General features: G+C 68.2%; 25 protein-coding genes and 2 riboswitches. Of the genes, 15 read left to right on the top strand and 10 right to left on the bottom strand.

What is annotated here, in order from left to right; genetic code table 11:
• Nucleotides 1-90 precede the first annotated feature (90 nt).
• Genes ACFRJ8_RS09620 through mnhG form a run of 6 tightly spaced genes read left to right on the top strand, consistent with a single transcriptional unit; the run spans nucleotide 91 to nucleotide 6,537 of the window.
• A complete protein-coding gene (locus ACFRJ8_RS09620; protein ID WP_377985881.1) occupies nucleotides 91-3,111 on the top strand; it encodes a Na+/H+ antiporter subunit A in 3,021 nt (1,006 codons plus the stop codon).
• The gene (locus ACFRJ8_RS09615) at nucleotides 3,108-3,698 is read left to right on the top strand and encodes a Na(+)/H(+) antiporter subunit C (RefSeq protein WP_377985880.1); all 591 of its coding nucleotides are present in this window, start codon (nucleotides 3,108-3,110) and stop codon (nucleotides 3,696-3,698) included. Before ACFRJ8_RS09620 ends, ACFRJ8_RS09615 begins: the two co-directional genes overlap by 4 nt.
• Nucleotides 3,695-5,326 (top strand): Na+/H+ antiporter subunit D, encoded by a 1,632-nt coding sequence (locus tag ACFRJ8_RS09610; protein ID WP_277527181.1) that lies wholly within the window; start codon nucleotides 3,695-3,697, stop codon nucleotides 5,324-5,326. The genes ACFRJ8_RS09615 and ACFRJ8_RS09610 overlap by 4 nt, the downstream gene beginning before the upstream one ends.
• Nucleotides 5,323-5,868 (top strand): Na+/H+ antiporter subunit E, encoded by a 546-nt coding sequence (locus ACFRJ8_RS09605; protein ID WP_377985879.1) that lies wholly within the window; start codon nucleotides 5,323-5,325, stop codon nucleotides 5,866-5,868. Before ACFRJ8_RS09610 ends, ACFRJ8_RS09605 begins: the two co-directional genes overlap by 4 nt.
• Nucleotides 5,865-6,143, top strand: a complete 279-nt coding sequence (locus ACFRJ8_RS09600; RefSeq protein WP_377985878.1) for a monovalent cation/H+ antiporter complex subunit F — start codon at nucleotides 5,865-5,867, stop codon at nucleotides 6,141-6,143. The genes ACFRJ8_RS09605 and ACFRJ8_RS09600 overlap by 4 nt, the downstream gene beginning before the upstream one ends.
• Nucleotides 6,133-6,537 (top strand): monovalent cation/H(+) antiporter subunit G, encoded by a 405-nt coding sequence (mnhG, locus tag ACFRJ8_RS09595; RefSeq protein ID WP_377985877.1) that lies wholly within the window; start codon nucleotides 6,133-6,135, stop codon nucleotides 6,535-6,537. Before ACFRJ8_RS09600 ends, mnhG begins: the two co-directional genes overlap by 11 nt.
• Nucleotides 6,538-6,609: 72 nt before the next feature.
• Here mnhG and ACFRJ8_RS09590 read toward each other — a convergent pair whose 3' ends face one another.
• Together ACFRJ8_RS09590 and ACFRJ8_RS09585 are read right to left on the bottom strand one after the other, a co-directional pair.
• Nucleotides 6,610-6,873 (bottom strand): DUF4235 domain-containing protein, encoded by a 264-nt coding sequence (locus tag ACFRJ8_RS09590; protein ID WP_377985876.1) that lies wholly within the window; start codon nucleotides 6,871-6,873, stop codon nucleotides 6,610-6,612.
• A 39-nt stretch (nucleotides 6,874-6,912) separates the two neighbouring features.
• Nucleotides 6,913-7,458 (bottom strand): heme-degrading domain-containing protein, encoded by a 546-nt coding sequence (locus ACFRJ8_RS09585; RefSeq protein ID WP_377985875.1) that lies wholly within the window; start codon nucleotides 7,456-7,458, stop codon nucleotides 6,913-6,915.
• Between the two features lie 187 nt (nucleotides 7,459-7,645).
• A riboswitch (TPP riboswitch) is annotated at nucleotides 7,646-7,789 on the top strand.
• Between the two features lie 64 nt (nucleotides 7,790-7,853).
• Between ACFRJ8_RS09585 and ACFRJ8_RS09580 the strand changes: the two genes are divergently transcribed.
• The 5 genes from ACFRJ8_RS09580 to ACFRJ8_RS09560 all read left to right on the top strand — a co-directional run bounded on the left by ACFRJ8_RS09580 (nucleotide 7,854) and on the right by ACFRJ8_RS09560 (nucleotide 13,999).
• Complete coding sequence (locus ACFRJ8_RS09580; protein ID WP_377985874.1) at nucleotides 7,854-8,501, top strand: ECF transporter S component; 648 nt, start codon at nucleotides 7,854-7,856, stop codon at nucleotides 8,499-8,501.
• 43 nt (nucleotides 8,502-8,544) lie between these two features.
• Nucleotides 8,545-10,194, top strand: coding sequence for an ABC transporter ATP-binding protein (locus tag ACFRJ8_RS09575; protein ID WP_377985873.1), 1,650 nt, complete (start codon nucleotides 8,545-8,547; stop codon nucleotides 10,192-10,194).
• Nucleotides 10,191-10,994, top strand: a complete 804-nt coding sequence (locus tag ACFRJ8_RS09570; RefSeq protein ID WP_377985872.1) for an energy-coupling factor transporter transmembrane component T family protein — start codon at nucleotides 10,191-10,193, stop codon at nucleotides 10,992-10,994. The genes ACFRJ8_RS09575 and ACFRJ8_RS09570 overlap by 4 nt, the downstream gene beginning before the upstream one ends.
• Before the next feature lie 163 nt (nucleotides 10,995-11,157).
• Entirely contained in the window at nucleotides 11,158-12,681 is a 1,524-nt protein-coding gene (locus tag ACFRJ8_RS09565) for a UDP-N-acetylglucosamine 1-carboxyvinyltransferase (protein WP_377985871.1), read from the top strand.
• A 118-nt stretch (nucleotides 12,682-12,799) separates the two neighbouring features.
• Nucleotides 12,800-13,999 carry a glutamate--cysteine ligase gene (locus ACFRJ8_RS09560; protein WP_377985870.1) on the top strand — a complete coding sequence of 400 codons (1,200 nt, stop codon included), beginning with the start codon at nucleotides 12,800-12,802 and terminating at the stop codon, nucleotides 13,997-13,999.
• A 58-nt stretch (nucleotides 14,000-14,057) separates the two neighbouring features.
• Here the strand turns inward: ACFRJ8_RS09560 and ACFRJ8_RS09555 are convergent, their stop codons facing one another.
• Genes ACFRJ8_RS09555 through ACFRJ8_RS09545 form a run of 3 tightly spaced genes read right to left on the bottom strand, consistent with a single transcriptional unit; the run spans nucleotide 14,058 to nucleotide 15,985 of the window.
• Entirely contained in the window at nucleotides 14,058-15,266 is a 1,209-nt protein-coding gene (locus tag ACFRJ8_RS09555; protein WP_377985869.1) for an O-succinylhomoserine sulfhydrylase, read from the bottom strand.
• Nucleotides 15,267-15,677 carry a rhodanese-like domain-containing protein gene (locus ACFRJ8_RS09550; RefSeq protein ID WP_377985868.1) on the bottom strand — a complete coding sequence of 137 codons (411 nt, stop codon included), beginning with the start codon at nucleotides 15,675-15,677 and terminating at the stop codon, nucleotides 15,267-15,269.
• Nucleotides 15,674-15,985, bottom strand: a complete 312-nt coding sequence (locus tag ACFRJ8_RS09545) for a DUF1737 domain-containing protein (RefSeq protein WP_377985935.1) — start codon at nucleotides 15,983-15,985, stop codon at nucleotides 15,674-15,676. The genes ACFRJ8_RS09550 and ACFRJ8_RS09545 overlap by 4 nt, the downstream gene beginning before the upstream one ends.
• A gap of 45 nt (nucleotides 15,986-16,030) precedes the next feature.
• Nucleotides 16,031-16,146, bottom strand: a riboswitch (SAM riboswitch).
• A gap of 359 nt (nucleotides 16,147-16,505) precedes the next feature.
• On the opposite strand from ACFRJ8_RS09545, the gene ACFRJ8_RS09540 reads away from it, so the two are divergent.
• A complete protein-coding gene (locus ACFRJ8_RS09540; protein WP_377985867.1) occupies nucleotides 16,506-17,462 on the top strand; it encodes a hypothetical protein in 957 nt (318 codons plus the stop codon).
• 789 nt (nucleotides 17,463-18,251) lie between these two features.
• Here ACFRJ8_RS09540 and ACFRJ8_RS09535 read toward each other — a convergent pair.
• Nucleotides 18,252-19,214, bottom strand: coding sequence for an aminodeoxychorismate lyase (locus ACFRJ8_RS09535; protein ID WP_377985866.1), 963 nt, complete (start codon nucleotides 19,212-19,214; stop codon nucleotides 18,252-18,254).
• 139 nt (nucleotides 19,215-19,353) lie between these two features.
• On the opposite strand from ACFRJ8_RS09535, the gene cls reads away from it, so the two are divergent.
• Complete coding sequence (gene cls, locus ACFRJ8_RS09530; protein WP_377985865.1) at nucleotides 19,354-20,784, top strand: cardiolipin synthase; 1,431 nt, start codon at nucleotides 19,354-19,356, stop codon at nucleotides 20,782-20,784.
• A gap of 59 nt (nucleotides 20,785-20,843) precedes the next feature.
• Here the strand turns inward: cls and pabB are convergent, their stop codons facing one another.
• From pabB to ACFRJ8_RS09510, 4 genes are all read right to left on the bottom strand, one after another.
• Nucleotides 20,844-22,898, bottom strand: a complete 2,055-nt coding sequence (gene pabB / locus ACFRJ8_RS09525) for an aminodeoxychorismate synthase component I (protein ID WP_377985864.1) — start codon at nucleotides 22,896-22,898, stop codon at nucleotides 20,844-20,846.
• Nucleotides 22,895-23,455: a low molecular weight protein-tyrosine-phosphatase gene (locus ACFRJ8_RS09520; protein ID WP_377985863.1), complete on the bottom strand. Its 561-nt coding sequence runs from the start codon at nucleotides 23,453-23,455 to the stop codon at nucleotides 22,895-22,897. Before ACFRJ8_RS09520 ends, pabB begins: the two co-directional genes overlap by 4 nt.
• Nucleotides 23,456-23,530: 75 nt before the next feature.
• Nucleotides 23,531-24,079: an NUDIX domain-containing protein gene (locus ACFRJ8_RS09515; protein WP_377985862.1), complete on the bottom strand. Its 549-nt coding sequence runs from the start codon at nucleotides 24,077-24,079 to the stop codon at nucleotides 23,531-23,533.
• Nucleotides 24,076-24,579, bottom strand: coding sequence for a MarR family winged helix-turn-helix transcriptional regulator (locus tag ACFRJ8_RS09510; protein WP_377985861.1), 504 nt, complete (start codon nucleotides 24,577-24,579; stop codon nucleotides 24,076-24,078). Before ACFRJ8_RS09510 ends, ACFRJ8_RS09515 begins: the two co-directional genes overlap by 4 nt.
• Before the next feature lie 123 nt (nucleotides 24,580-24,702).
• On the opposite strand from ACFRJ8_RS09510, the gene ACFRJ8_RS09505 reads away from it, so the two are divergent.
• Nucleotides 24,703-25,638 carry an SDR family NAD(P)-dependent oxidoreductase gene (locus ACFRJ8_RS09505; protein WP_377985860.1) on the top strand — a complete coding sequence of 312 codons (936 nt, stop codon included), beginning with the start codon at nucleotides 24,703-24,705 and terminating at the stop codon, nucleotides 25,636-25,638.
• Between the two features lie 2 nt (nucleotides 25,639-25,640).
• Entirely contained in the window at nucleotides 25,641-26,534 is an 894-nt protein-coding gene (locus ACFRJ8_RS09500) for an amidohydrolase family protein (protein WP_377985859.1), read from the top strand.
• The last annotated feature ends 32 nt before the right edge of the window (nucleotides 26,535-26,566 follow it).

Raw genomic sequence — 26,566 nt, 5'->3', positions numbered from 1 at the left:
CGCTTGGTAAACTGTCGGCACCGAACCTAACAAATGACCCGCCTGCTCCAACTTGCTGACAATCGACTTTCTGACGTTGCGGAGATACCAGTGATCACAGTCCTTGCCGTGCACTTTGCGGTGGCTGCTGTGGCCCCGCTGCTGTTCCGAAAGTTTGGCAGGAATTCGTTCTTTGCCCTGGCCGCGGTCCCCGCGGCCTCCTTTGTCTGGCTGCTGCTGCAGCACGACGCCGTCTATACAGACGGGGCGATCACCGAAGTAGTGCCCTGGATTCCCGGGCTGCAGCTCGACCTCGCATTCCGGATGGATGCCCTGGCCTGGGTCATGTCCTTGCTGGTGCTGGGGGTGGGGGCGCTGGTGCTGGTCTACTGCGCCCGCTACTTCGAGGACAAGGACGACTACCTCGGCGGTTTTGGGGCGCAGCTCCTGGCCTTCGCCGGTGCGATGTTCGGCCTCGTTACCGCTGATGACCTCCTGCTGATGTTCATCTTCTGGGAACTGACCACGGTGCTGTCCTACCTGCTGATCGGCTACGCCCGCACCCGGCTGTCGGCGCGGCGCTCGGCGCTGCAGGCGCTGGTGGTGACCACCGCCGGCGGGCTGGCCATGCTTGTGGGGCTCATCATCCTCGGTGCGGCGGCCGGAACCTACCGGATCCAGGCCATCTTGGACCTGGCGCCCGCCCTGATCGCCGGCCCCGCGGGCGGGGCAGTGAACGCCGCCGTCGTCCTCATCCTGATCGGCGCGATCACCAAGTCCGCCCTGGTGCCGTTCCACTTCTGGCTCCCCGGCGCGATGGCTGCCCCCACGCCCGTGAGCGCCTACCTGCACGCCGCGGCTATGGTGAAGGCCGGGATCTACCTGGTTGCCCGGCTGGCCCCCGGATTCGCCGAAACACCGCCGTGGCTGCCGATCGTGCTCGGCCTGGGCCTGGCCACCATGCTTGTGGGCGGCTACCGCGCCCTGCGGCAGACCGACATCAAGCTCATCCTCGCCTACGGCACCGTGAGCCAGCTGGGCTTCATGACCATGGTGGTGGGCCTGGGCACCCCCGAGGCTGCGCTCGCCGGGCTGGCCTTCCTCCTGGCGCACGGGCTGTTCAAGGCCACGCTCTTCCTGGTGGTGGGCATCATCGACCACCAGGCCGGGACCCGCGACATCCGCGAGCTCTCCGGCGTCTACGGCTCGGCCCGGGCACTGGCGATCGTAGCGGCGATCGGCGCGGCCTCGATGGCCGGCGTACCCCCGCTGGCCGGCTACGTCGCCAAGGAATCTGTGTTCGAGGCCTTCATCCAGTACACCTCGGCGTCCGGAACCGGGCCCTGGCTGCTGGGAGGTGTGGTCCTGGGCTCCATCCTGACCTTCGCCTACAGCGCCCGCTTCATGTGGGGCGCCTTCGCCGTCAAGCCCGGCGTGGAACCCACCGACTTCAAGCCGGTCAAGCCCGCCTTCCTTGCCGCGCCGGCGATCCTGAGCCTCCTCACGGTCCTGTACGGACTGTGGCCCGCCCCCGTTGACGGCTGGATCCAGCCGTATGCGGAGCTCTTTGTGGACAGCTCCGAGTCCGCGCCCGGGCACCTGGCGCTGTGGCACGGCCTCACCCCGGCCCTGGGGCTGACCGCGGTGACGTTCGTCCTGGGCCTGGCCATGTTCTATGGCCGCAACGCCGTGGCCCGGCTGCAGGCACTGGTGCCGGGCTGGATCGACAGCGACCGCGCGTACCAGAACACGATCGGCGCCCTGGACGACACCGCTGTCTGGATCACCGGCCGGACCCAGCGAGGCTCGCTGTTCTTCTACCTCTCCGTCATCCTGACCGTGGCGTTCGTCCTGCCGCTGACGGCCCTGCTGCTGGCCAACAAGCCGCTGCCGGACGGTCTCTATTTCATCGATCCCGGAGCGCCGCTGCAACTGGTGGCCGGCGCCGGGATCGTGATCGGGGCGCTGGCCGCGGTCCGCGCCAACAAGCGGTTCCTGGCCGTCCTGATGGTGTCGGTCACCGGCTACGGGATCGCCATGATGTTCGCGCTGCAGGGGGCCCCGGACCTAGCCCTGACCCAGATGCTGGTCGAAACCATCATCCTGGTGGCGTTCGTGCTGGCCATGCGGAGCCTTCCGCCGGGGCTTCGGGACCGCACCGGGGGCAAATACCGGGTCATCCGGGTCGTGATCGGCCTGGCCTTCGGCGTCACCATGATCTTCGTGGCCATCTACGCTCTCGGCGCCCGGGTGGCAACGCCGGTCTCCCTGCAGTTCCCGCAGCTGGCCTATGAGGGCGGCGGCGGCCTCAACGTCGTCAACGTGACCCTGGTGGACATCCGGGCCTGGGACACCTTCGGCGAGATCTCCGTCCTGGCCCTGGCCGCCACCGGCGTGGCCAGCCTCATCTTCGTCCGGGGCCGCGGCGACCGCATCCGGACGTCCGCGACTGTCGCGGAAGGGACCGTGGGCCGGCGGACCGGGGCCAGGGGCACCACCCGGGACGACGCCGCCCTGGCGATGTCCCGGCGGTTTGCTGCCGCCACGAGCGACGCCTGGCTGGTGGCCGGCCGGACTCTGGCACCCGAGCGCCGCTCGATCATCTTCGAGGTGGTCACCCGCCTGATCTTCCACTCGATCATCGTCTTCTCCCTCTATCTGCTCCTCGCCGGCCACAACCTGCCCGGCGGAGGCTTCGCCGGTGGCCTCACCGCCGGCCTCGCCCTGACCATCCGCTACCTGGCCGGCGGCCGCTTCGAACTCCGCGAAGCCACCCCCGTCGGCGCCGGCACCCTGCTGGGGATCGGCCTGGCCACGGCGGCGGCTGCCGGAATGACGCCGCTGCTGCTGGGCGGCCAGGTGTTCCAGAGCGCCATCGTGGAGCTGTGGCTGCCGGTCTTCGGCGACATCAAGTTCGTCACCTCGACCATCTTCGACATCGGCGTGTACATCGTGGTGGTCGGCCTGGCCCTGGACGTGCTGCGCAGCCTCGGTGCGGAAATCGACGAGCACTTCGAAGAGCCCTCCGAAGAAGAGGACGGCCCCTCCGAAGACGAGGACAGCGGCGGAATCCCCGCCGAAGCCACGGTCGAGGCCGAGGACGCCGAAACCACTTCCAAGGGGAGAACATGAGCGTCAACCTGACCCTGCTGACGGTGATGGGCGCCCTCTACGCCTGCGGCATCTACCTGATCCTTGAGCGCAGCCTCACCCGGGTGCTGCTCGGCCTCATGCTGCTGGCCAACGCCACCAACCTGCTGATCCTCGCCACCGGCGGCTACGCCGGGCTGGCGCCCATTTTCGACAAGGCCACCCCGGCGGAGGACTACAACGACCCCCTGCCGCAGGCCCTGATCCTGACCTCGATCGTGATCTCCTTCGCCGTGACGGCGTTCATGCTGGGCATCATCTACCGCACCTGGGTCCTGGCCCGCCAGGACGAAATCCAGGACGACGCCGAGGACCGCCGCGTCGCGGAAACACCCAGCTTCGACGCCGAGGACGACTCCATCATCCCGGTGGAGACATCAGAATTCCCGCTGGCCATGGTCGGCTCCGACGGCTCAGTAACCAAGGGCGCAGAAACCAAGGGCGCAGTAACCAACGGCACGGCCGCGGTCATGACCGGTGGCCGCCCCATGCGGGCCGACAAAGCCGCCTCTGAAGAACAGCCCGGCTCCCTGAACGTTGACCCCAGACCGGAAGGAGGCGAAGAGTGAACATCACCAGCTTTGCCCCGCTCGCCGTCGTACTCCCCATCATGGGCGCCGCCCTGACCTTCCTCCTGATCCACTACCCCCGGGCCCAGCGCGCGATCAGCATCGCCGTCCTGACCCTGACCCTGCTGCTGGAATGCTGGCTGCTGGCCTCGGTCTGGGAAGGCGGGACCGCCGCGGTGGACATCGGCGGCTGGCTGCCGCCCTGGGGCGTCGTGCTGGTGGTGGACCAGTTCTCCTCGCTCATGCTGGTGGTGTCCTCGACCGTGAGCCTTGCGGTGCTGATCTACGCAACAGGACAGGGTATGGCCGACGGCGACCGGGACGCGCCAGTCTCGATCTTCCACCCGACGTACCTGATCCTCGTGGCCGGGGTGTCCAACGCTTTCCTCTCCGGAGACCTCTTCAACCTCTACGTCGGCTTTGAGATCCTGCTGACGGCCAGCTACGTGCTCATCACTCTCGGCGGAACGGGCCCGCGCATCCGGGCCGGCGTGACCTACGTGGTGGTTTCGGTTGTGTCCTCGGTGCTGTTCCTGATCGCGATCGCCATGATCTACGGCGCCACCGGAACCATCAACATGGCGGACCTCGCCATCAAGCTCGGGGACCTGGACCAGGGCACCCGGACGCTGCTGCACGTCATGCTGCTGGTGGCCTTCGGCATCAAGGCCGCCGTCTTCCCGCTGTCCTTCTGGCTCCCGGACTCCTATCCCACCGCACCGGCCCCGGTCACCGCGGTGTTTGCCGGGCTGCTGACCAAGGTGGGCGTCTACGCCATGGTCCGCACGGAGACGCTGCTGTTCCCGGGGGATGCGCTTAACGCCCCGCTCATGGTCGCGGCGCTGCTGACCATGGTGGTGGGCATCCTGGGCGCCCTGGCCCAAAGCGACATCAAGAGGCTCCTGTCCTTCACCCTGGTCAGCCACATTGGCTACATGGTATTCGGCCTGGCCATGTCCACGGTGGCCGGCCTGGGCGCCGCGGTGTTCTACGTGGCCCACCACATCACCATCCAGACCAGCCTGTTCCTGGTGACCGGCCTGATTGAACGCCGCGGCGGCAGCTCGTCCATGGACCGCGTGGCCGGGCTGGCCAAGCTCTCCCCGGTGCTGGGGGTCCTGTTCTTCGTCCCCGCCATGAACCTGGCCGGAATCCCGCCGTTCTCGGGTTTCCTGGGCAAGCTGGGGCTGCTTCAGGCAGGCGTCGAACTGGGCACGCCGCTGGCCTACGCCCTGGTGATCGGCGGCGTGCTGACCAGCCTGCTGACCCTGCTGGCCATCGCGAGGGTCTGGAACCGGGCGTTCTGGCGCAAGCCCGAGGACGCTGAGCACCCCGATCCGGTGCTCCTGGCGGCACCGGCGGATTCCGCCACCGGGGACCGGGCCGGGAAGACCAACGTGACCCTGCTGCCCCGCACCATGGTGGGCTCCACCCTGGGCCTGGTGGTCTTTGGCGTGGCCCTGACGGTCTTCGCCGGGCCGCTGTTCAGGGTGGCCGACCAGTCTGCCGAGGAGATGCTGGACAGGTCCTCGTACATCCAGGCTGTGCTGGGCGAGGACGCACCGGTGCCGCCCGTGCCTCCGGCGGCCCAGCCCGGGCAGGCCCAGCAGCAGGGCGGCGGCAAATGAACCGGAAAAGGATCTCGCTGCGCCAGGAGCTGCCGCTGCTGGTGTGGCTCGTTTTTGTCTGGGGTGCGCTGTGGCAGAACTTCAGCCCGGGCAATCTCCTCTTCGGGGCCCTGATCGCCGTGCTCGTGGCGCGCATCTTTTACCTGCCCCCGGTGGAGCTCGGCGGCCGCTTCAACGTGCTCCGCGCCGCGCCCTTCGCCCTTATCTTCCTAGGAAAGGTGGTCGCGGCAAGCTTCCAGGTCCTGTACCTCGCCGTGGTCCGCGGCCCCAACGTGGTCAGCGCCATCGTCGCCGTGCCGCTGCGGAGCCACTCCGACCTGCTGGTCACGGCCACCGGTCATGTGATCTCGCTGATTCCGGGATCCCTCGTGGTGGAGGTGGACAGGTCAACGTCCACGCTCTACATCCACGGCATCAACGTCCGCAATGCCGAGGACGCGGCCAAGCTGCGCAAGGAGGTCCGGGACACTGAGGCCGGGCTGATCAGGATCATGGGGACCAAAGACGAACTGTCCGCCCTTACACAGGAGACCGTCGCATGATGCAGACCGTCCTGACGGTGACCGCCGTCGTACTTTCCCTGGCCGCGGCGGGGGCGATCATCCGGATCGGGCGGGGCCCCTCGCTGCTGGACCGGGTGCTCGCCGCCGACGTGCTGCTGGCCATTTTCGGGGCGGCCCTGTGCATCGACATGGCCGTCAACCGGCACCTCAACAACCTGATGCTGCTCGTTGCGATTTCCCTCATCGGCTTCGTTGGCTCGGTCACCGTGGCCCGGTTCGTGGCTGAGCGGAGGGAGGGCATCCGTGAATCCTGAAACAGTGATCGATGCCGTCTCCGCCGTGTTCATGGTGGTCGGCGCGCTCATGTCCCTCGGCGCCGCGATCGGGCTGTTGCGGTTCCCGGACCTCATGAGCAGGATGCACGCCGCCACCAAGCCGCAGGTCCTGGGCCTGTTCCTGCTGCTGGCGGCCCTGGGCCTGCAGATGCGCACCTGGTGGGTGTGGCCCGTCCTGGTGGTGGCCTGGCTCTTCCAGCTGCTCACCGTCCCGGTGTCCGCCCACATGGTGGGCCGGGCCGGCTACCGGACCAAGCACCTGCACCCGGAGCTGCTGAGCTCCGACGAGCTTGAGGCCGTAGTCCAGAAGGCGGCCCAAAAGGCCGCCCAGCAGGCGGCCAACCACGGGGCGGACGACGACGCCGGCCGTTGAGCCCGTGCGGGGCTGACGGCGGCCGGCGCTGTCGGCCATACCGCGACCGGAGCCGCGGCTAGCCGAATCTGGTCAGACGATGTCCTGGGTCTTGGCGAAGCGGGTGATCGCGCGCTGGGTACCGCGGTTGGCGAGCACCTGGATGATGGCGCTGACCGATGCGGAGATCAGGGCGAACGTCAGGGCCGAGCGCAGCGTGGTGGGGACATCGTCGTCGTGGCCCGTGGGCGGCTTGTTGCCCGTGGACTTCTCCCAGATGGCGTCCACCAGCTTGGTGCCGGCAAAGCCGGCCACGAGGCTGATGCCGGTGCCGAGCAGCTTGATGACGATGTTCATTCTTCGGTCTCCTTGGGACGGGAACGGATTTCCCCTAGCCTAGCGTTCCGGTGTCAGGACCATCCGCAGGGCCTCGACCACGAGGTCGTGGTCCGCCTTCTGGGGCAGGCCGGACACGGTGACGACGGCGACGGCGCCCGTGCCGCGCACGTAAATCGGGAACGCCCCGCCGTGGGCGGCGAACTCCGTCTGATCCCACCAGGCGTTGTCTTCGATCCTTCCGCCGGCAGCCCGGGCCCGGAGGCCCACCAGCAGGGACGGGACCTCGTACCGCAGGGCGGTGCGCTTCTTGGCGTTGATCCAGCGCTCGTTGTCCGGCGTGGCGCCGTCCAGCGCGGCGTGGAAGAGCACCTGCTCGCCTTTGGTGATGTCGACGGCGATGGGCAGCGTGCGTTGCCTGCCCAGCTCGACCAGGAGGAGGCCCAGGTCCAGGGCGTCGTCCTTGCTGAACGACGCGAACTGGAGCGCCTCCATCTCGGCCAGCACGCGGCCGATGAGCGCCGCCAGTGACCCCGGCGGCTGCGGCTCGCCCGAGTCTGGGTCGTAGTCCCCGGAGGGACCATGTGTGGCTGGTGTCTGCGTCAAAATAATCCAGCTTTCCCGTAGGTGACGCGGCCGCCCGCTGGCGGGTCCGGGTGTCCGACACGTCGACTCTACCAAGCGGCTTTTCCCGGCCGCGGCGGCTGGCTCTGCCAGGTCCCCGATTGTGACGGCACAGCACTGAAAACCCGGCCGCCCGGGTGTAAACTGAGCCAGCCCACAAGGGCGAAATAATTTACGACAGGGGAGCGCCGCCGCCGGGCATCGCCGGAAAAATCCGGGGAAACCGTTGGTGGGCGCTGAGAGTGCGGACAGCCGCAGACCCTCGAACCTGATCCGGTTAGTACCGGCGCAAGGGAGTCGAGTTCTCAGGGTGCGCGGAGGGCGGCGGAAGCCGGCCGGCCGGAGCACCCTCCCCTCCTGTTCCTCAGGAGGACGACATGACAGATATTTCAGCGCAGCATGGTTCCGCCAGCCGTTCATCCGCCCGGCGCAACTACAGCTGGCGTGTGGTGGACATAGTGGTGGCCGCGTTGATCGCCGTTGCCGGCGGCGTCATCTTCTGGGCCTGGTCCCAGGGCGCGAACCTGATTTCGGCCCCCGTGAACGCGCTCTACCCGCCGCTGAGCGGACTCTACGCCGGCGGCTGGATGATCCCGGCGGTGCTGGGCATGCTCATCATCCGCAAGCCGGGCGCAGCGCTCTTTTGCGAAACCGTCGCGGCCACGGGCGAGCTCATCATGGGTTCGCAGTACGGCACCACGGTGCTGATCTCCGGCATCCTGCAGGGCCTCGGCGCGGAACTGGTCTTCGCGGCCTTCCTCTACAAGAAGTTCAACCTTCCGGTCTCGCTGCTGGCCGGAGCCGGCGCTGGCCTCTTCTGCGGCCTGAACGATTCCTTCCTGCCGTGGGGCTGGAACATCGCTTACGCGGCCGGTGACAAGCTCGCCTACATCGTCTTCACCACAATCTCGGGCGCAATTATTGCCGGCGGGCTGGCCTGGCTCGCCACCCGCGGCCTGGCCAAGACCGGAGTGCTGGCTTCCTTTGCCTCCCGCAAGGCCGCCACGGAGCCCGTGTTCTCCTGATCTCACATCCTGAACCTCTCACCCTGAATCCTGCAGAGAACCTATGAGATCTTCACCAGGCGTCCGGCCGGCCGCCGTCACGGCACGCGGCTGGGGCTGGCGGCATGCCGGACGGCCCCGGCCCGCAGTCAGCGGCCTTGACCTGGACATTCGGCCGGGGGAGCGCGTGCTTCTGCTGGGTCCCTCCGGCGCCGGCAAATCCACGCTGCTTCACGCCCTGGCCGGCGTGTTGGGCGACGGCGCGGCAGGCGCCTCCGGGACAGCCGGCGACGCCGAGGACGCTGACGAGACCGGAAGCCTGCTAATCGACGGCGCCCCGCCACGGGCGCAGCGCGGCCGCGCCGGGCTTGTGCAGCAGGACCCGGAAACCCAGGTGGTGCTTTCCCGGCTCGGCGACGACGTCGCCTTCGGGGCGGAGAACCTCGCCGTCCCGGCGGCGGAGATCTGGCCGCGCGTGCGCGAGGCGCTCGACGACGTCGGGCTGGGCCGGCTGCCGCTGGACCACCCGACCTCGGCCCTCTCCGGCGGACAAAAGCAGCGGCTGGCGCTCGCCGGGATCCTCGCGATGCGGCCGGGGCTGCTGCTGCTCGACGAGCCGACCGCCAACCTCGACCCCGCCGGCGTCCTGGAGGTCCGCGACGCCGTGGGCCGCTGCCTGGACAAGACCGGCGGCACCCTGGTGGTCGTGGAGCACCGGGTGGGGGTCTGGAAAGACCTGGTGGACAGGATTGTGGTGCTGCAGCCCGGCTCCGCCGCAGGCTCCGCGGCATTTAACTCCGCCGTACTCATTGACGGGCCGCCGGACCGGGTCCTGGCCGAGGCGCGGGACATGCTCATCGGTGCGGGCGTGTGGGTGCCGGGCCACGTCCCGGCGACCCGGACGCGGCGGCCGGCGCGGGACTTGGGGCAGCTCCTGCTCTCGGCCGACGGGCTCGCGGTGTCCCGCGAGCGGCCGCGGCGTGCCGGGCTGCGCGGCGGCTTCCGCACGATCGCGCCGCGCCCGGTCCAGGCCGGGGTTTCGGTCCAGGTCCGCGCCGGCGAGGCCCTGACCATTACCGGACCGAACGGCGCGGGGAAGTCCACCCTGGCGCTGACGCTGGCGGGTCTCCTGCGGCCCGTCGCCGGGACGGTCTCCGCCGCGCCGGAGCTCAGCGGTGGCGCCACTGGCCATGCCCCTGGCCGCGGAGGCAGCGCCGCCGGGACCGATCCGTACCGGTGGAAGGCTAAGCAGCTGATCGCCAGGATAGGCGCCGTGTTCCAGGAACCCGAGCACCAGTTCGTCACCGGCAGGGTCCTGGACGAGCTCATGTTCGGCCCCCGCCACCTCGGCTACGGCGAAGACCGCGTGGACGAGCTGCTGGAGCGGCTGCGGCTGACAGAGCTCGTGGACGCCAACCCCTACACGCTCTCCGGCGGCGAGAAGCGCCGCCTTTCGGTAGCCACGGTGCTGGCGGCGCACCCGCAGGTTCTGGTCCTGGACGAGCCTACCTTCGGCCAGGATGCCAACACCTGGGCCGAACTCGCCTCGTTCCTGTCCGAGCTCCTGGACGCCGGCACCGCCGTCGTCTCCGTGACGCACGACGCCGAATTCAGCGCCGTCCTCGGCGGCACCGAACTCCGCCTCCGGCCACGGGAAAGTGCAGCCGCTGTTCCCGGCCCGGAACTTGAGCTGCCGGAAGGGGCCTCGCCATGAGGGCCGCACTGAGCCTGCGCGGCAACCACGCGCTGCTGACCCGCGCCAACCCGCTCGCCAAGTTCACGGCGGTCACCCTGATCACGCTGGTCCTGGCGCTGTCCATTGACTGGGTCTCGGCGTCAGTGGCGCTGGCCTTCGAACTGCTGCTCCTGCCGCTGGCGGGGCTGACCCTGGCACTGCTGTGGCAGCGGGGCTGGCCGCTGATCCTCGCGGCGGCGCTGGGCGGGTGGAGCACCGCCATTCTGGCGCCCGACGCCGGCTCCATCCTGGTGGACGCCGGGATCTGGTCCATCAGCGCCGGCTCCCTGCAGCTGGGGATCGGGTTCATGCTCCGCGGGCTTGCCATCGCGCTGCCTGCGGTGCTGCTGATGAGCTGCACCGACCCCACAGACTTGGCCGACGCCCTCGCCCAGAACGCAAAACTGCCGCACCGGTTCGTCCTGGGCACATTGGCCGCCATGCGGCTGGTCGGGATCATGGCCGAGCAATGGCAGACGATCGGCATGGCCCGGCGGGCCCGCGGGGTGGGCTCGAGCGGCAACCCCTATCAGCGGTTCCGTGCCACCCTGGGCCAGAGTTTCGGCCTGCTGGTGCAGGCGATCCGGAGCGCCTCACGGCTCGCGGTGACCATGGAGGCCCGCGGCTTCGGCGGCGCCGCGCGAACCTGGGCCAGGCCGTCTACTTTCAGCGGACTCGACGCCTGGGTGCTGCTGGGCGGGCTCGGCATCGCGGCCGTCGCCGCCGCCGCCGCCATCGGTGCGGGCACCTGGAACCTCGTCTTCCTCACGCGCCAGTAGCCGGCGCCGCCACTGTCGGCGCAACTACCGACGCCACCGAGTCAACGCGCCATTGCGCACCGCAGTCCGCGGGTTATCGCATGATGCGGGTATCCCTGTGAGATTAACGGCATTCCGGCCGGAAAGCCGGGCGCCAATAGATCATCCGTGATATTTTCGGGACATGACTCAACCGACTGCTGAACATGTAGGCCTCCTGCTCCGCGAAGCCCGCGGGGCGAAGGGCTGGACCCAGGGACAACTCGCCGCCGAGCTGGGCACCAGCCAGAGCGCCATAGCCCGGATGGAACAGGGCAAGCAGAACCTGAGCCTGAAAATGATCCAGCGACTGGAGGCGATCGTCGGGCACAGCATCGTCAAGGTGGGCCGGCCCCAGATGACCCACCTCCGGGTAGAGGGCGGCCGCACGCTCGCCGGTGCGGTGGAGGTCAACAGCAGCAAGAATGCCGGCGTCGCGCTGTTGTGCGCCAGCCTCATCAACCGCGGCACCACCACCCTGCGCCGGCTGGCCCGGATCGAGGAAGTCAACCGGATCGTGGAGGTGCTGACCAGCATCGGCGTCGAATGCACCTGGCTCAACGCGAACGACCTCCAGATCCGCCGCCCCGCGGTCCTGGACCTGGCATCTATGGATGTGGAGGCGGCCCGCCGGACCCGCAGCGTCATCATGCTCCTAGGCCCGCTGCTGGACGAGACCGACATCTACCGGCTGCCATACGCCGGCGGCTGCGACCTCGGCACCCGCACAGTGCAGCCGCACATGCAGGCACTGCGCCAGTTCGGCCTGAGCGTGGAGGCGAAGTCCGGATTCTACGCGGTACAGGCGCCGCCGTCGGACGCCCATGACCGCTCCTTCGTGCTGAGCGAACGCGGCGACACCGTCACCGAGAACGCCATCATGGCCGCAGCCCACCGCCGCGGCACCACCATCATCCGCAACGCCAGTCCCAACTACATGGTGCAGGATCTCTGCTTCTACCTGCAGATGCTCGGGGTGGAGATCGCTGGGGTGGGCACCACCACGCTGGAGATCACCGGCCGCCCGTCGATCGACGCCGACGTCGAATACTTCCCGTCCGAGGACCCGATCGAGGCGATGAGCCTCATCACCGCCGGCATCGTGACGAACTCGGAAGTCACCATCCGCCGGGTCCCGATCGAGTTCATGGAAATCGAACTCGCCACGCTCGAGCAGATGGGCCAGCGGCTCGAGGTCTCCGGGGAATACTTTGCCCGCAACGGCCGCACCCGCCTGGTGGACGTTACCACCAAGCCTTCGGAGCTGCGGGCGCCGGAGGACAAAATCCACCCGATGCCTTTCCCCGGCCTGAACATCGACAACCTGCCCTTCTTCGCGGTGATCGCCGCCAACGCCCACGGCCAGACCATGATCCATGACTGGGTCTACGAGAACCGGGCCATCTACCTGACGGAACTGAACAAACTGGGCGCCCAGGTCCAGCTGCTCGATCCCCACCGGATTTACGTCAACGGGCCCACCAAGTGGCGTGCCGCCGAGGTGGGCTGCCCGCCGGCACTCCGCCCCGCCGCCTGCCTCCTGCTGGCCATGCTGGCGGCCCGTGGCGTCTCGGAGCTGCGCAACATTTATGTCATTGAGCGCGGCTATGAGGACCTGGCCGAACGGCTCAACACCATCGGCGCGAAGATCGAGTATTTCCAAGACTAATTCCACTGAGCCCAAGTAATGCGGGGTCACTCCGCGCCCATCCAAAAGGGTGAGCTGGGTGCGGAGTGAGCCCGTTGGGCGAGGGGCGTTTCTGCCGATCCTGACGCACAATAGATTCATGCGCACGTTCGGCGTGGAGGAAGAACTGCTGATAGTTGACCCCGAATCGGGGATGCTGCTTGCCCTCGCCGACCTGATGCTGCCCAGCCTGGTGCCGCCGAAGGAGCCGGACGCCGCCAGGATTCACGCGACGGAGAAACCGGTCCACGAGGGCGCAGACTTCAGCTATGAGCTCAAGCTCGAGCAGATCGAGACCCAGACGCATCCGTGCCTTGACTACACCGAGCTGCTCCGGCAGCTCAGGCGGGGCCGGGACCTGGCGGACCAGGCGGCGCGGGCGCACGGCGGCCGCGTCGCAGCCCTGGCCACGTCGCCCCAAGGCTCCGCCACGCACCTGACGCCGAATCCGCGCTATATGACCATGCAGCAACGCTTCGGGCTCACCGTCCGGAACCAACTGACCTGCGGCCTCCACGTGCACACCTTTGTGCAGTCCCCGGAGGAGGGCGTGGCCGTGATGGACCGGATCCGCGACAAGCTTGCCGTGCTGATAGCACTCAGCGCGAATTCCCCGTTCTGGAACGGGGCCGAGACCGGATTCGAGAGCTACCGCACCCAGGCGTGGAACCGCTGGCCGGGGTCCGGTCCCACGATGATCTTCGGCAGCCTGCCCGTCTACCGCCGGGTGGTGACCCGGCTGGTGCAAAGCGGGGTCCTGATGGATGAGGGCATGGTCTATTTTGACGCGCGGCTGTGCCGGCAGCATCCCACCGTGGAGATCCGGGTCGCCGATGTGTGCCTGCGGGCCGAGGACGCTGCCCTGATTGCCGTCCTGGTGCGCGCCCTCGTGGAGTCGGCGGCGCGGGAGTGGGACGAAGGCGTCGACCCGGCCCCGGTGCCCACGCTGCTGCTGCGGATGGCCGCCTGGCAGGCCAGCAACTGCGGACTGCGCGGGGAGCTCCTGGACTTTGGAACCTTCACCCCTGCCCCGGCCGCCGACGTGGCCAGGGCGCTGGTGGATTTCGTGGCCCCGGTGCTTGAGGAGCAGGGCGAGCTGGAGCTGGTGCGCGCGGGCGTCGAACGGATCCTGGCGGAGGGCACCGGTTCGCAGCTGCAGCGCGGGCCGTTCCGGGCGGGCGGACTGCCCGCCGTCGTCGAACGGGCCATCGAACTGACGGCTCAGGGGCCCGCGCGGGGTACCGCCCCCAAGGGGCGAGCCGACGAGGGCTCGCCCCTGGGCCCGGTGCGCAGGGGCTGACGGGAGCCGGCAGCGTCAGTTCCGCTCGGGGGGTAGACCTGAGCGCCAGACCTGCCCGCTAGACCTGCTTGAGCGCCTGGCCGAGGTCGCGGATCAAGTCCTCGACGTCCTCCAGGCCCACCGAAAGCCGGACCACGCCGTCGCTGAGCCCGATCGCCGCACGGCCTTCCGGGCCCATCGCGCGGTGCGTGGTGGTGGCCGGGTGCGTGATGAGCGTCTTGGCGTCGCCAAGATTGTTGGAGATGTCGATGATCCGCAGCGCGTCCAGCAGCGCGAAGGCGGCCTGCTTCGCAGTGCGTCCCGGCGAAGGCGAAAGCTCCAGCGTGAGCACGGTCCCGCCGGCCTTCATCTGCTTCACCGCGAGCGGGTACTGCGGGTGGGAGGGCAGCAGCGGGTACAACACCGAGCCGACCGCAGGCTGTCCCTCGAGCCATTCAGCCAGCCGCAGGGCCGAGGCCGAGGAATGGTTGACGCGCAGGGCCATGGTCTCCAGGCCCTTGGTGAGCACCCAGGCATTGAAGGCCGACAGCGCGGGACCGGTGTGCCGCATGAGCTGCTTGACGGGCCCGTCAATGAATTCCTTGGTGCCCAGGATGGCCCCGCCCAGGACCCTGCCCTGGCCGTCGATGTGCTTCGTGCCGGAGTAGACCACCACGTCCGCGCCGAGGTCTCCGCAGCGCTGCAGCAGCGGGGTAGCGAAGACGTTGTCGACCACCACGGTGGCGCCGGCCGCATGCGCCAGTTTGCTCACGGCGGCGATGTCCACGATTTCCTGCATGGGGTTCGACGGCGACTCGAAGAACACCGCCGTGGTCGGCTCGGACAGCGCGGCCTGCCACTGCTCCAGGTCCGGTCCGTCCACGAAGACCGTCTCGACACCCCAGCGCGGCAGGATTTCGTTGAGGATCACAAAGCACGAGCCGAACAGCGAGCGGGCTGCAACCACGCGGTCGCCGGCAGCCAACAGCGCGCCCAGGGCGGTGAAGACGGCGGACATGCCGGACGCGGTCGCAAAACACGCCTCGGTTCCCTCGAGCAGCCGGAGCCGCTCCTGGAACGTCGCGACGGACGGGTTGCCGTAGCGGGAGTAGACGAAGCGCTCGTCCTCCCCGGTGAAGGCGCGCTCGGCGGCGGCCGCGGACTCGTAGACGAATCCCGAGTTGAGGAAGATTGGCTCGGTGGTTTCCTGGAAGCCGGTGCGGTCCAGGCCGCCGCGGACGGCCTGGGTGTCGGCGGCCCAGCCGGCGGCGTCGGGATTGAAAGTCACTTAGATCTTTCCGAGGTTGGTGGGCAGGCCGCGGTTCTTCCAGCCGTTGACAGTGCGTTCGCCAAAGCGGTCGGTCTCGCCTTCGAAGCCCTCAAGAACGTTGTACGAGGTGTAGCCGGCGGCTGTCGCGGCCGTCGCGGCGGCGATCGAGCGGGCACCGGAGCGGCAAAGGAACACCAGCTCGACGGCGGTGTCCTCCGGTGCCTGCCGCTTTAGCTGTTCCACGAAGTGCGGATTCGGCGCGCCGCCGGCGAGGGTCCACTGGATGAAGAGCGGATCGTTTTCCGTCGCTTTCGTGTCCGGGATGCCGATATGGGCCCATTCGCCCTCGGTCCGGACATCCACCAGAATGGCTCCAGCCTCAAGCTTGGTCCACGCCTCAGCGGGGCTGAGGTCTCCTGCGTAGCTCATGCGTGGCCCTCGAATGCCCCAACAGCGTCAAACTCGTCGGCGTCGAGCTCATCAACCGCATTGGCCACGGCGGCGTCCGCGCTCGCAATGGCAGCCGGCAGGACCAGCGCCTGCGCCACGATCACGGTGCTGCCGTTGAAGCTGGCGGCGGGGCTTCCATGCAGGACATAGCCCTCGGCCAAGGCGGCCGACACGCGCTCACAAAAGGCGCGGTCATCTGCGCCGGTGAACAGGCGGTAAGCCAGTCTTTCCTCGCCGCCGGTCGCCGCACTGGGGGCTGCAGCGGGGGCGGCTGAGGTACTGAGTATTTCGGGTACAGCGGGTGTTGACGTGTCGGGCACGACGGATCTCCTCTTTCACGCTTGCAGCTCGAATGGTCGATATGCCGAGTATTCACCTGAGGCACCCCGCCGCGAAAAGGGAGGGTTGCCGACCGGCCAGTCAGGGCTTGGCACCGGTTCTCATTACTCCCCAAAAACGTAACACCAACGACGCCGGCCCGCACGGCCGCCGTCGTCATGTTCCGTAACCGGGTCACGCCCAACGGGCTGGCGGATCGTATGCGTGCACCTCAAGCAAGTAGTAGCGGGCTCCAACTTCGGGTATTGCCCACTCGTGTGTGCGCCGACGTTTCGCCGTCTACTAGGGGAATGGTCGTGCGTGTCGGCCGGAGTCGCGGCTGACTCGAGCAGTCCGTCAATCAAGCAGTCCGTCAATCAAGCAGTCCGTAAAACGAGTCGTCTGTCCGTCACCAAGTCCGTGAATCGGTGGCCGGAACCGTCGGAGCCGCAGCCGCGGCCCGGCCGGTGACGGCGGAATGGAGCAACTGTGGGCCCGCGCATACTGGTTACCGGGATAGCAAGCGCCGCCGGCCGGACGGTCGCGGCGCAACTCGAAGCCCGCGGCCTTCCGTATCTCGGCTCCGACGCCCGCGCCGACACACGCCACGCGGAGCCTGCTCCCTCCGCAGCCGCGGTCAGGCTCTTGCCCGCGACGGACCCGGACATGATCCTGGACCTGCGCCGGGTGGTGGATCGCGAAGCCATCAACGTCATCATTCCGACCCTCACCGTGGAACTTCCGGCCCTGGCCGCGGCCCGTGCCGGATTCGCCCAGGACGTGCGAATTATCGTGGGCGACCCTGCTGCGGTGGCGCTCGCCAACGACCACCTGTTTACCACCTGGGCGTTGCAGGCAGCCGGCATTCCAGTGCCGCGGTTCGGCGTTCCGGGCGACCTCGCCGCCGCGCCGGCATCCCTCGCCGGCCTCAGCGGCCCCGTGGTGGTCAAGCCGCGGGTCTTCGAAGGCTCCCGTGGGGTCCACGTGCTGGCCGGAACCGCCTCCGTCACCTGGAAGAACATGCCCACAGGGCAGCTTGTCCAGGAGTTTATCCCGGGCGCCGACTACGTCTGCCTGGTGTTCGGCACCCCGGCACGCAACGCGATGGCGCCAGTAGCGGTGGTCCTGGAGAAGACCAGGACTCCGTATGGACGCGCCGGCAGCGACGAGGTAAGCCGCAGGGTGCCGGCCAGCGAGGCCGGGGACGTGCGCAAGCTGGGCCTGGCCGCCGTCCGCACGCTCGGGCTGACCGGGCCAGTCCAGGTCCAGATCCGCCGCCGCGCGGACGGAACCCCCGTGGTGCTGGGCGTCTGCGCGACCCTCGGGGAGAACAGCACGTGGGCCCCGGAAATGCTCGACGCCGTGCTGGCAACGTTCATGCTCCCGGCGTTCAACCCCGCCTCGTTCCGGCGGTGCCCGGCAATTCCCGCGGACGCCCTGGGGTGAGGCGCCAGCGTAGATGAAAATGTCCGCCACGGTCCGGTCAGTGCGTGATGAGATGGGATCCATGTCGGGGCCTGGGTGGGCTGCCAGCGGGGCTCCTTAGCAAGCGGATCAGCCCAACGGTCAGGGCAGTCGCCAGGAGGAGGATCAGCCGCACGGCACCTGCCAGGAGCATGAGCAGCACTAATCCGAAAATGAGGGGCAAACACAACATGAAAACGGCGACGAGGGTAACAACATAGCCGAATGCGTAGCCAACAAGGGTTGCCTGATCCATTGGACTGCCGTTCGTAGCGATAGGGCCGATTCCCTGAATTCTGCCGATACCTGCGGCAGCTGTGCGGCATGTGGCCCCGGGCCACTTCCGCGGTTCCGGACAGCTTTGGGCCAAGCAAGATCCCGCGCCGTCGGCTGTTACGGGGTCAGCTCCTCCCGGAGCCGGCCCGTCAACCACGTGCCCTAAAGACAGAACGGCGAGGGCCCGCGCGCCCCGCTGTGCGGTTCGCGTCTATGCCGGGGCCCCTGCAGGACTTGCTCGGTTTTCAATTCAGCTTCCCGGCGCCGCTGATCAAAGGTCCTCAACTGCCGGGTGGTCGGTGCCGCCTCCGGAAAATTCTTGGCTGCCGCGCCGCGCGCACTGTTCCGCGCGGACGGTTCCTGGCTCACGCTCATGGATGGATCGTCCCACTTGGCCACTGCGGCGGACAGGGTCTTCAGGCCTTCCTGCAAGCCACGGTTGCTACTAGGCGGGGTCGAACTATTGGGCAGGGCGACCTACTCGATCGTGGCGAACTATTCGATCGTGGAGAACAAGGCGTTGAGTTCGGCCGTGAGCTGGCGTCGCAGTTCCGGGGTACCGATTTCCTGTCCGTCGATGTGGTTCACCGGGGCCAGGAGGCGGATGCTGGAGATCAGCCAGACCGCGTCGGCGTCCAGCAGGTCCTTCGGCTCCAACGGGCCGTAGCCCAGCTCCCAGCCGGCAGCCTTGGCGGCTGTGAACAGGGCACCCTGTGAGGTGCCGGGCAGGATGCCGCTGTCCAGCTGCGGCGTGATGAGCCGCCGGATGGTGCGGACGCCGCCTGCGCCGTCGTCTGCGGTTTCCAGGTGGGCCAGCAGAACGGTCGACGTCGGCCCCTCCAAGACGCGGCCGTCCGCGGACGTGAAGATGACGTCGTCGGCGCCGTGCCGGTGGGCGTAGCGCAGCGCTGCCATGTTCACGGCGTAGGAGAGGGTTTTGGCGCCGAGCAGGAGCCACGGCGCGCGCTCGCCGACTTCGCTGTCATAGCCGCGGTCCAGCAGGATGACGTCGATCCCGGTCTCGCGCTGCCGTCGGCCTGCGGCCGCGGGTGGGGAGGCCTGGACCCAGCACGTGGGGGCGGCGGCGCCCTCCGGCCCACGGGTGACCAGCAGCTTCACCACAACCTCGTCCGTGCCGCCCCCTGGCGCCGTGGCCGGGTCCTGGCGCCGGAACTCGCCGATGGCGGTGTCCACCGCGCGCCGCCAGGCGTCCTCTGCGGGGATGTCCAGTTCCAGCAGCCGCGCCGAACCGGCCAGCCGGGTCAGGTGTGCCTGGATCTTGCGGGGCCGGCCGCCGACGGCCAGCAGCGATTCAAAAACGCCGTCGCCTCGGGTGGCGCCCAGGTCCGTGGCCATCAATTGAGGCTGCGCCGGGTCGGCAACCCGGCCGCCTTCGAACGCCGGGTCCAGGAAGACCAGCACGGTCGCGGGCGCAGGAACAGAGGCAGGAGTGGTCATGGCTACAGCTTAGTCTCGGTGGTCGCGGGATAGGATTTGCTGGTTGCCCGTTCCGGAACTGTTCCGCGGGCCTTGTACTTTGAGGGGTTCGCCTGTGCTGTGGCCATTTCCGCTGGCGGAAACTTTACCGTCCTGGGCAATGATGATCCTGACCGTGATCGACTTCGCCATCCGGGTGCTTGCCCTGGGCATCATCCCCGGAAACCGGCGGCCCACCACGGCAATGGCGTGGCTGCTGGGCATCTTCATCGTGCCCGTCCTGGGCCTGGTATTGTTCCTGCTGTTTGGCAACTTCCGTCTCTCCCGCCGCCGCCGTGCCCAGCAGGATGCGGTCAACACCCGCATCCGGGCCGGAACCTCGGAGCTGCAGGCTGTAGAAAGCCGCTACGCCGGTCCCGAATGGGTGGCGTCTGCCGCTGAACTGAACAAGACGCTGGGATCGCTGCCGATGGTGGATGGCAACAGCGTGGAGCTGCTGCCCGGCTACCCCGATTCCATGAAAGCGATGGCCGCGGCGGTCCGCGGTGCCAAGTCCTTCGTCAATGCCGAGTTCTACATCATGAGCTCGGACCACGTCACGGACGATCTGCTCTCCGCACTGGAGGAGGCGGCGGAGCGCGGCGTCGAGGTCCGCGTCCTGTTCGACCACCTGGGCACGCTCCGGATCAAGGGCTACCGCGGCTTGAAGGCACGGCTCAATGCCAGCAAGATCCGCTGGCGGCCCATGCTGCCGCTAAGCCCGGTGCACGGCCAGTGGCGCCGGCCGGATCTCCGCAATCACCGCAAGATCATGGTGATCGACGGCGAAATCGCGTTCACCGGATCCCAGAACCTGATCGAGCCGTCCTACAACAATCCCAAGCACCGCAAGGTGGGCCGCGAATGGGTGGAGCTCATGGCCTGCATGCGGGGGCCGATTGTCACCACCCTGAACGTGGTCTTCGCGACCGACTGGCTCAGCGAAACCGACGAATCCCTGGAAGAGCAGCTCGAGCACCAGCCGGAGTCCCACCCCGGAAACATCACGGCGCAGGTGGTCCCCAGCGGCCCCGGGTTCATTACCGAGAACAACCTGCGGCTCTTCAACACCCTGATCTACTCGGCGCAGCACAAGGTGTCGCTCTGCAGCCCCTACTTCGTCCCGGACGACTCGCTGCTCTATGCGGTGACCACGGCGGCGCAGCGCGGCGTCGAGGTGGAACTCTTCGTCTCGGAAAAGGGCGACCAGTTCCTGGTCCACCACGCGCAGCAGTCCTACTACCAGGCTCTGCTCGAGGCCGGGGTGCGGATTTACCTGTACAAGGCGCCGTTCGTGCTGCACGCCAAGCACTTCACCATTGACGACGAGGTTGCCGTGCTGGGCTCCAGCAACATGGACATGCGCTCCTTCTCGCTGAACCTCGAGGTCTCCGTCATGCTCCTCGGTGAGGACATCGTGCAGCGGATCCGTGCCGTGGAGGACACCTACCGCACCATCTCGCACGAGCTTGTGCTTGAAGACTGGATGAAACGGCCCATGCAGGTCAAATACGTGGACAATGTGGCGAGGCTGAGCGCAACCTTGCAGTAGCCTCGCCGCTCGCGGTACAGCGACCGGGAACGTCGGCCGGGAACGTCGGCCTGGGGAACTCAGGCGCTGGGAAACTGGGCGCCGAGCGCCGAGAGGACGCCGAACGCTTTGGTCCGGACTTCCTCGTACTCCTCCTGCGGGGACGAGTCGGCGGTGACGGCGCCGCCGACGCCGAGGCTCAGGTCCGCCGCGCCGTCGTCCAGCGCGCTGATCACGAGGGTCCGGATCGCCACCGAAAGGTCGGCGGCCCCGTTCAGGGAGAAGTAGCCGATTGCCCCGGAGTACACGCCCCGCGGCGCGGCCTCCAGCCGCTCCAGGATGGCCATGGTGCTGACCTTCGGGGCGCCGGTCATCGAGCCGGCGGGGAAGCAGGCGGCCACCGCCTCGGCCCGCGGCAGTCCGGGCCGCAGCCGGGCATCGATGGTGCTCACCATTTGGTGCACGGTGGCGTAGCTCTCGATCGCACACAGCCGGCTGACGGCCACCGATCCCGGCACGGCGAAATGGCTGAGGTCATTGCGCAGCAGGTCCACGATCATGATGTTTTCCGCACGGTCCTTGGCCGAGGACTCCAGTTCCTGCCGCAGGGCAGCGTCCACGTCCGGTTCCGTATCCCGGGGACGCGTGCCCTTGATCGGTTCCGCCCGCATCCTGCCATCCGCGGCAATCTGCAGGAAGCGCTCCGGGGACGTGCTGGCCACGGCGAGTTCGCCGAAGCGCAGAAAGCTGGCGAAGGGGGCCGGATTGCGGCGCCGCAGGTCCAGGTAGGTGGGCCACGGATCCGTGCCCTGGGGGCCAGCGGGCGAGGCGGCGGTGAGCGCCGTGGTCAGGCAGACCTCGTACGTGTTGCCTTCCGCAATCTCCCGCTGGGCTTCGGTGACCTTGGCCTTGTAGCCTGCCTCCGTGTCCCGGGCAGTGAAGCGGGGGGCAGTCGGTTGCCCGGGAGCATTGCCCTGTGGCGCGGACCCGGGCGCCGAGGCGGCCGCAGCGACGGCCGCGCGGGCCATCTCGAGCCAGTCCCCGGCGTCGGGCGCGTCCAGGCTCAGCAGCCAGGTGGTGCCCTCGGCATGGTCAAGGACCACGGCGCGGCCGGCGAAGAGCAGGCAGGCGTCCGGGGTGGCGGCGGCCACGTCATTGCCGCCGGTTTCGCGTTTGAGCTCATAGCCGAGGTACCCGAGCCAGCCCAGGGTGAACTCGCACGGGTAGGCCTCCGGCGCCCGGAGCGCCCGGCGCCCCCACACGCCGTCGAGCCAGCGGAAGAACGGGCCGTCGGTGGTCACGCTGGCCTGGCCCGTACTGACACGGGTCCGTCCGGAACTGTGCCGGACGGCCTGGCCGAAGCGGCCGCCGTCGTCGGCCAGGATGCTGAAGCGGCTGCGCTCCGCGGCCTCCGGGGCAAGGCCCGCGGGGTCGAGGGAGGAGTCGAGCCACACGGCGTTGGCGGACCCACCGAAGAGTTCCGCAAACAGCTGCCCGGCCTCGGGCTGGGCATCGATCCGTTCTGCCAGCAACTGCAGGCCAAGCCGGGCAGCGAGTTCGGGCAGCAGGGCGGGGGCCACTGCCGGGATGTACTGGAGGGCCTGCAGGACGTCGTCGGGGGCGGTGCCGTCGGCACGGTTGAACACGTGCACATCGGCGCGGGCCGGGACGTCGTCGGCCGCCAGCCACTCCGCTTCCTGGGCAGCCCACTGGTCCCAAAACGGTTCGTAGGTGTTGCCGTCCCGGGCCAGCGCCCTGGCGCGGCGGTCGGCGTCGGAGGAGTCCGCCCAGATCACTGCGTCCAGCAGGGGGAGTGCCGCTGCTGCGGCGGCGCCGACGCCCTCCACCAGGACGATTTCGGCCGGGCGTGTGATGCGGGCGTCGCCGTCGTAGTGCCGCTCCCAGTCCCAGCTGACCCACTCCGCGCTCTCCCCGCGCCGCAGGGGAGAAAGCACGGTGGTGACGTAGCGTTCAATCCCGGCGGCGAGCCCGTTCCAGCCGGGATAGATGTCCTCGAGGTGGAACAGTGAGACTTTGCGGTGTTCCCTGAGCCGCGCCGCCAGTTCGATGGCCAGGGTGGTCTTGCCGGAGCCGGACCGCCCGTCGATTGCGATGATGACGGGTGCGGGGCTCATGAAATAGAGCGTACCCGCTGACCTTCGCTGCCGTGATGTTGCCCGTCCCGCCGCTCAAGCTCTGTGCGAACGTGCTGCACAATCCCCGGAATCGACGCCCTGATGAGGTTCCAGGTGGCGTCGAAGTCGGTGTGGCCGCCGTACCACGGGTCCTCGATCCCCTGCTCCAGCGGGTCCTTGTCCGCCACGGCGGGGTCGAAGCTGCGGAGCATGCGGATCTTGGCCAGGGAGTCCTGGTCCGGCGCTGCCTGCCGGAGCCAGCCGTAGTGGTCGACGTCGAGGGCCAGGATCAACTCCCGGCTGGCGAACCATTCGGGCCGCCATTCGCGCGCCACGTGGCGGTCCGATGCGATGTTGTGGGCTGTGAGTTTGCGCTCGGCCCGGGGATCGATGGGCCGGCCGGCCTCATACGCTGTGGTCCCGGCGGAATCGACCACGGCCCGGGTGAGTCGCTCGGCCCGGAATGCCTCCGCCAGCATGAGTTCGGCCATCGGAGACCGGCAGATGTTCCCGGTGCAGACCGCGATGATCCGGTACTGGCTCGACATTGAGATCATAGCTAAGCATGAACGATCCCGGTCCTCTTGGCTAGCTGGCCCCCGCGAAGTATTACAAAAAATGTCAACCGACATTTAGTTTTTGTCATGACCGGATTTGTCGTGTGCTGCTGCCGGGCCCAGCCCAAGGTGCCGGACCAGCGCGTCGAGGGCGGGCAGCTGGCCCTTCACCAGCCTGGACCGGGCTTCGGGCTCGGCGGTCCATTCGGCGCGGTCGATTTCGGGGAAACTGCTGATAGTGCCGGATCCTCGCGGCCACTCCAGCGTGAAGGTGTTGCTCACGACTTGTTCGGGCTGAAAGTCCGACTCGGCCGTAAAGACCGTAATGATCTTGCCGGAGGGCTGGCGGAAGTCGCCGAGCCGGTGGTAGTCCGCGGCAGGTGCCGGGGTGCCGATTTCCTCCGCGAATTCGCGGAGCGCCGCCGCCAGCGGGTCCTCGTCGGCCGGGTATTCACCCTTGGGGATGGACCAGCCCTGGGCCTCCTTGCGCGCCCAGAACGGCCCGCCCATGTGGGCTATCCAGACCTCCAGCTGCGGCGCGGCGCCGGGTTGGGGCGGCGCGTTGCTGGGCCGGGATGTACTCCTCAGCCGGTACAGCAGAATGCCGGCGCTCCGAACGGTCATGGCTCCTCCTGCCCCAAGGCTATTCCCTCCGAACCCCACAGCGCCTTGCGGAGCAGCCCTTTGAGTGCCGCGATCTCGCGGCCGCTGAGTCCGGCCAGCGCGGCGGATTCCGCCTCCCGCGCCGCGGCCTCGGCCTGCCGGAAAATGGTTGCCCCTTCCGCTGTAGCTGAGACGATCTTGGCGCGCCGGTCCTGCTTCCCGGGCGCCCGGATCACCAGCCCGCGCTTTTCGAGCTCGTCAATCAAGGCGACAATCTGGCTGGGATCCAGGCTGAGGAATTCGGCCATCTCCCGCTGGGTGGGCTCCAGCTCGCTGTTGGCCAGGGCGAGCACCGAGTAGGAGCGCTCCTTGAGGCCGAACCGGGCCAGCGCGCGGTTGTTCAGGACCGAGCCGGCGGCATGGAGTTTGGCCAGCAGGAAGCCCGCATCCCGGCTGATGGTCGCCGCCTTGAGCTTTGCTGCCGGTTCGGTGCCCAGCTGTTCGTCTGCCTCGGTCGCCATGCCCACTCCAATAGTCCAAAAAATAAATCATTGACTTTTTCAACTATCCATATTTTCATGGATGTAGAACAGCATCCCACGCCGCAGGGCCGGATGCACACGGCAGCTAGCAAAGGAGCGGCAATGAGCCTGTCAGGAAAAGTAGCAATCGTCACCGGAAGCGGCCGGGGCCTCGGCCTGGCCTACGCCCGGGAACTTGCCCGCCAGGGTGCCGCCGTCATCGTCAACGATGTGGACGCCGACGTCGCTGCGGAAGCGGTCCGGACCATCGAGTCCGACGGCGGCCGGGCCGCCGCCGTCGTTGCCGCCGTCGGCAGCACCGAGGTCGCCCGGCAGCTGGTGCAGGCAGCCGTCACGGAGTTCGGCCGGCTGGATATCCTGGTCACCAATGCGGGCATCCTGCGGGACAAGAGTCTGCTGAAGATGACCGACGAGGACTTCGACGCCGTCATCAACGTCCACCTGAAGGGCACGTTCACCTGCGCCCGGGAGGCCTTCGGCTACTTCAAGGAGCATGGCATTCCCGGCCGGATCATCACCATCGGCTCCCCGACCGGGCAGCGCGGCAACTTCGGCCAGACCAACTACGCCGCCGCGAAGGCCGGAATTGTGGGCATGGTCCGCACGTGGGCACTGGAAATGAAGAAGGCCGGCGTCACGGTCAACGCTGTCATCCCGGTGGCCGCCACCGCGATGACCAAGACCGTCCCGTACTTCCAGAAGGCCGTCGAGGCCGACGAGCACGGCGAGGCCATGCCGGCCTTCTTCCGCCACGACCTCGGCTTCGGCACGGCCGGCGACGTCGCCGGGCTGGTGGCGTTCCTGGCCTCGGATGCGGCGTCTTCAGTCACCGGCCAGGCGATCGGCGCCGGCGGTGACCGGCTGCAGCTCTGGAGCCACCCCGAGGCAGCCGCCACCGAATACCGCGACGGCGGCTGGGGCTACCAGGACCTCGTCGAGAACTTCGGCGGGCTCTTCGGTGACAAGCTGCAGAGCGTGGGGGAGGACTTCCTGCCGCTGCCGGAAGAACTGAAGCCCGAACCGGCGGAGGTCGGCTAGCCATGCCCGCGCAGCGCTACGAACTTGGCATCGGCGCCGCCGCCCTGGATGCGATCGACATGCACGTCCACCTCGAGGTGGACGGCCACGGCCACGGGTCCTTGCCCGCGGCCCTGACCGAGGCCTCGGCCAAATACTTCAAGGCAGAGGACCGGACGCCGTCCCTGGACCGGATCGCCGAGCTCTACCGCGAACTGAACATGGCCGCCGTCGTCTTCACCGTTGACGCCCGGACCCAGCTCAAGCACGAACCCAACAGCATCCCCGAACTCATCGCCGGCGCCGCCCGCAACAACGACGTCCTGATCCCCTTCGGCAGCGTGGACCCGCGCACCGGCGCCGCGGCGATCCAGGGCGCCAAGCACCAGGCCATCGACCTCGGCGCGCGCGGCTTCAAGTTCCACCCCAGCCTGCAGGGCTTCGACCCGTCCAACGAACGGTTCTACCCGCTCTGGGAAACCCTGCAGGAGCTGGGCCTGCCGGCCGTCTTTCACACCGGCCAGAACGGCATGGGCGCCGGCCTCCCCGGCGGGTACGGCATCAAGCTGGCCTATTCCAACCCGCTCCTGCTCGACGCCGTGGCCGCTGACTTCCCGGAACTGCAGATCATCATGGCCCACCCCTCGGTGCCATGGCAGGACGAGGCCAACTCGATCGCGACGCACAAGTCCAATGTGTTCATCGATCTCTCCGGTTGGTCGCCCAAGTACTTCCCGGAGTCCCTGGTCCGCGCGGCCAACTCGGTCCTGCAGGACAAAGTCCTCTTCGGCACCGACTTCCCCCTGATCACCCCGCAGAAATGGCTCGGCGCCTTCGCGGACCTGCCGCTCAAGGACGAGGTCCGGCCCAAGATCCTCAAGGACAACGCCGTCCGCCTGCTCGGGCTGGGTGGTTGAGGTGAGCGTTAGCGCAGCCCAGGCCAAGGGTT

This window comes from Arthrobacter sp. NPDC056886 (assembly GCF_042788715.1).
Classification (GTDB): Bacteria; Actinomycetota; Actinomycetes; order Actinomycetales; family Micrococcaceae; genus Arthrobacter.
Note: the sequence above shows the minus strand (reverse complement) of the source record. Positions and strands in the feature narration are given on the sequence as shown.

What these genes read in the sequence shown, in the direction of transcription:
- ACFRJ8_RS09615 (WP_377985880.1), top strand. Translation starts at nt 3,108, where the DNA reads ATGAGCGTCAACCTGACCCTGCTGACGGTGATGGGCGCCCTCTACGCC.
- ACFRJ8_RS09605 (WP_377985879.1), top strand. Translation starts at nt 5,323, where the DNA reads ATGAACCGGAAAAGGATCTCGCTGCGCCAGGAGCTGCCGCTGCTGGTG.
- ACFRJ8_RS09600 (WP_377985878.1), top strand. Translation starts at nt 5,865, where the DNA reads ATGATGCAGACCGTCCTGACGGTGACCGCCGTCGTACTTTCCCTGGCC.
- ACFRJ8_RS09590 (WP_377985876.1), bottom strand. Translation starts at nt 6,873, where the DNA reads ATGAACATCGTCATCAAGCTGCTCGGCACCGGCATCAGCCTCGTGGCC.
- ACFRJ8_RS09580 (WP_377985874.1), top strand. Translation starts at nt 7,854, where the DNA reads ATGACAGATATTTCAGCGCAGCATGGTTCCGCCAGCCGTTCATCCGCC.
- ACFRJ8_RS09575 (WP_377985873.1), top strand. Translation starts at nt 8,545, where the DNA reads ATGAGATCTTCACCAGGCGTCCGGCCGGCCGCCGTCACGGCACGCGGC.
- ACFRJ8_RS09570 (WP_377985872.1), top strand. Translation starts at nt 10,191, where the DNA reads ATGAGGGCCGCACTGAGCCTGCGCGGCAACCACGCGCTGCTGACCCGC.
- ACFRJ8_RS09565 (WP_377985871.1), top strand. Translation starts at nt 11,158, where the DNA reads ATGACTCAACCGACTGCTGAACATGTAGGCCTCCTGCTCCGCGAAGCC.
- ACFRJ8_RS09560 (WP_377985870.1), top strand. Translation starts at nt 12,800, where the DNA reads ATGCGCACGTTCGGCGTGGAGGAAGAACTGCTGATAGTTGACCCCGAA.
- ACFRJ8_RS09550 (WP_377985868.1), bottom strand. Translation starts at nt 15,677, where the DNA reads ATGAGCTACGCAGGAGACCTCAGCCCCGCTGAGGCGTGGACCAAGCTT.
- ACFRJ8_RS09535 (WP_377985866.1), bottom strand. Translation starts at nt 19,214, where the DNA reads ATGACCACTCCTGCCTCTGTTCCTGCGCCCGCGACCGTGCTGGTCTTC.
- cls (WP_377985865.1), top strand. Translation starts at nt 19,354, where the DNA reads ATGATGATCCTGACCGTGATCGACTTCGCCATCCGGGTGCTTGCCCTG.
- pabB (WP_377985864.1), bottom strand. Translation starts at nt 22,898, where the DNA reads ATGAGCCCCGCACCCGTCATCATCGCAATCGACGGGCGGTCCGGCTCC.
- ACFRJ8_RS09520 (WP_377985863.1), bottom strand. Translation starts at nt 23,455, where the DNA reads ATGATCTCAATGTCGAGCCAGTACCGGATCATCGCGGTCTGCACCGGG.
- ACFRJ8_RS09515 (WP_377985862.1), bottom strand. Translation starts at nt 24,079, where the DNA reads ATGACCGTTCGGAGCGCCGGCATTCTGCTGTACCGGCTGAGGAGTACA.
- ACFRJ8_RS09510 (WP_377985861.1), bottom strand. Translation starts at nt 24,579, where the DNA reads ATGGCGACCGAGGCAGACGAACAGCTGGGCACCGAACCGGCAGCAAAG.
- ACFRJ8_RS09505 (WP_377985860.1), top strand. Translation starts at nt 24,703, where the DNA reads ATGAGCCTGTCAGGAAAAGTAGCAATCGTCACCGGAAGCGGCCGGGGC.
- ACFRJ8_RS09500 (WP_377985859.1), top strand. Translation starts at nt 25,641, where the DNA reads ATGCCCGCGCAGCGCTACGAACTTGGCATCGGCGCCGCCGCCCTGGAT.